This window comes from Methylobacterium sp. J-048 (assembly GCF_022829515.1).
Lineage (GTDB): Bacteria > Pseudomonadota > Alphaproteobacteria > Rhizobiales > Beijerinckiaceae > Methylobacterium.
Genome location: NZ_JAKSYL010000003.1, coordinates 1 through 2271, shown reverse-complemented (window position 1 = coordinate 2271; position 2271 = coordinate 1). Strand labels below are relative to the sequence as shown.

At 64.5% G+C, this 2271-nt stretch carries 2 protein-coding genes and 1 pseudogene; all 3 read left to right on the top strand.

Translation table 11 applies throughout. The features are described from left to right. Positions 1-292 (top strand): annotated as a pseudogene (locus MKL09_RS00020) (chemotaxis protein); the annotation flags it as partial. Positions 293-608: 316 nt separating this feature from the next. Beyond that, positions 609-950, top strand: coding sequence for a hypothetical protein (locus tag MKL09_RS00015; protein ID WP_244016803.1), 342 nt, complete (start codon positions 609-611; stop codon positions 948-950). Positions 951-1032: 82 nt separating this feature from the next. After that, positions 1033-2061 (top strand): HD-GYP domain-containing protein, encoded by a 1029-nt coding sequence (locus MKL09_RS00010; protein WP_244016801.1) that lies wholly within the window; start codon positions 1033-1035, stop codon positions 2059-2061. The last annotated feature ends 210 nt before the right edge of the window (positions 2062-2271 follow it).

Genomic DNA, 2271 nt, shown 5'->3' with positions numbered 1-2271 from the left:
GACCGACCAGATCCGCGGGCAGATCGTGGCGACACAGGCGGCGACTCGGGATGCGGTCGATGCGATCAATTCGATCCAGAGCACGATCCGGGGGCTGGACGAGGTTTCGGCCGCAATCGCGGCGGCGGTTGAGGAGCAGTCGGCGGTGACGCGGGAGATGTCTGGCAGCATGCACACGGCCGCGCACGGCGTGACCACGATCGCGGGGGGTATGGAGGCGATCGCCCGTGCGAGCGAGGAGGTCGATGCCGCCACGCGGCAGGTGCGGGAAGCCGCACGGGCGGTCGCCTGACGATGGCCCAGCCCCCCAATTTGACCGCCCCCATCCTCAAGCATGACTGGGCGCAGCTATCGGAGGTTAGCGCCGCTGTACGGCGCAGCCTCGACGATGCACTCGAAGATCTCGTGCGCGCGGCGGTCGAAGATCCCACGGGGCCCAACGCGACAAGTTGTGCCCGCATCGACCGGGCAATCGGAGGCCGGATGGCCCCATATTGGAACCTCGACTGGGCGGTGGATCGGGTTACAGCGCTGCGGCACGCGCTGAAGCAGGGCTTGCGTCAGGGACCATATCGAACTGGCGGAAATGATCCCAAGGCAGGTTGATCATGACCGGAACGATCATCCCTCTGCGGCTGAAGCGCGACGAGGCATCCGCACTCGCCAGTTTTGACACGCTGGCGACCGAACTACTGGCTGAGGGACGCGCCCCGAACCTATCGGTCGCGCAGTTCGACGCCATTCTGACGAAGCTCCGTGGACAGCGAGTCGAGTTGGCTTCTGTTCTGGCTGATCTAGAGGCGCGAGCACCGAGTTGCGACGCGCAGATCGAGGCCATCAACGCAGAGCTGCGCGACGGGGCGCGTGAAGGACTGGCTCAGATCAATCTGTTCATCCAGCAGGCGGAGACCTGTCGGACGACAGCGGAGCGAGGTCTACTGCCAGGTTAGGGCCATCCCTTTTCGCCACAAGGCATCAGGATGGCTGAGGTTCAAATTTGTGCTGACCCTCCGAAGACGGGATAAACATGCGATGGTCGAGGTTCTGTTGATCACCGACGATATCGCTCGTGGCGAGCGTCTGTCGCGGGATCTGGGCAGGCGCCGACCGTGCCACGTCCACGATCTGTACGATGACGCACTGCCAGTCCTAGATCCCTCCCTGATTGTCAGCGATGTCGAGGCGCTCACCTCCGAGGCTATCGTTCGCTTGCGCCGCACTTTGACTCGGCTCCGCGGTGAGGGGAGCCCATACCTGTTCCTCGTGCACGGTAATGCCGCCCGTGCAGAAGCTCAGGCTCGGGTCTTAGGCGCGACCGCTACGGCAGCGGTGCAGCAGATGCTCGGCGCCGTAGAGCGCCTGCAGGGGGCATCAATCCCCGTACTGGCTCGAACGCGAGCCGCCGAGGGCCGACAGTTCTTCCAGCACGCCCTATTCTCCGGTCGACCGATCACGCCCGCCACCGCCGATGCCGGTACCGAATTGGTCGTGCGCGCTGTAAGCGACACCGGCATCCATGACTGGGTCCGCGCGGTTCAGCAGTTCGACGATGCTACCCACCAGCACTGCCTGCTGGTCGCCGCCCTCGCCGCCGCGTTCTCAGGGGCGCTGAGGCTACGTCCGACCGACCGTCACCACCTGACCCGTGCCGCCCTGTTGCATGATGTCGGCAAGATCCACGTCCCCATCGAGATCCTGAACAAGCCGGGCCGTCTCACCCATTCGGAGATGGTGGTGATGCGCACGCATGCGCAGCATGGCCACGCCATGCTCGTGGGCGCCGGCTTCGGTGACGAACTGCTGGCGGCCGTTCGCTCGCATCACGAGATGATCGATGGGACCGGCTACCCCGATGGTCTCCGAGGGTGGGAGATCCCAGATTTCGTGCGCCTGGTGACGGTCTGCGACGTCTACGGGGCGCTGATCGAGCAGCGTCCATACCGGGCATCCATGTCTGGCCAGAAAGCCTATGGCATTCTGGAGGGCATGACCGGGCAACTGGACGACGATCTCGTTCGATCCTTCCAGTCCGTGGCTACAGCGTTCAGTCCCCCAGCCTAAAGGAATGTGTGGGCGCTGCCAGCCGTAGAGGCTGAGAGTTACTGAACGTGGATGGTGAGCTTCATCTTCGGGTGGATGCCGCACTGGATGATGAAGTCGCCGGGCTCCTTGAGGGTCAGCGTCGCCTGCTTGCCGGGTTCCTGGTCGCCGGCGTCGAACGCGAAGCGATCGGCCTCGATGAAGGGGTGGTGCACCGCGCTGTCGTCGCCG

What these genes read in the sequence shown, in the direction of transcription:
- MKL09_RS00010 (WP_244016801.1), top strand. Translation starts at nt 1,033, where the DNA reads ATGGTCGAGGTTCTGTTGATCACCGACGATATCGCTCGTGGCGAGCGT.
- MKL09_RS00015 (WP_244016803.1), top strand. Translation starts at nt 609, where the DNA reads ATGACCGGAACGATCATCCCTCTGCGGCTGAAGCGCGACGAGGCATCC.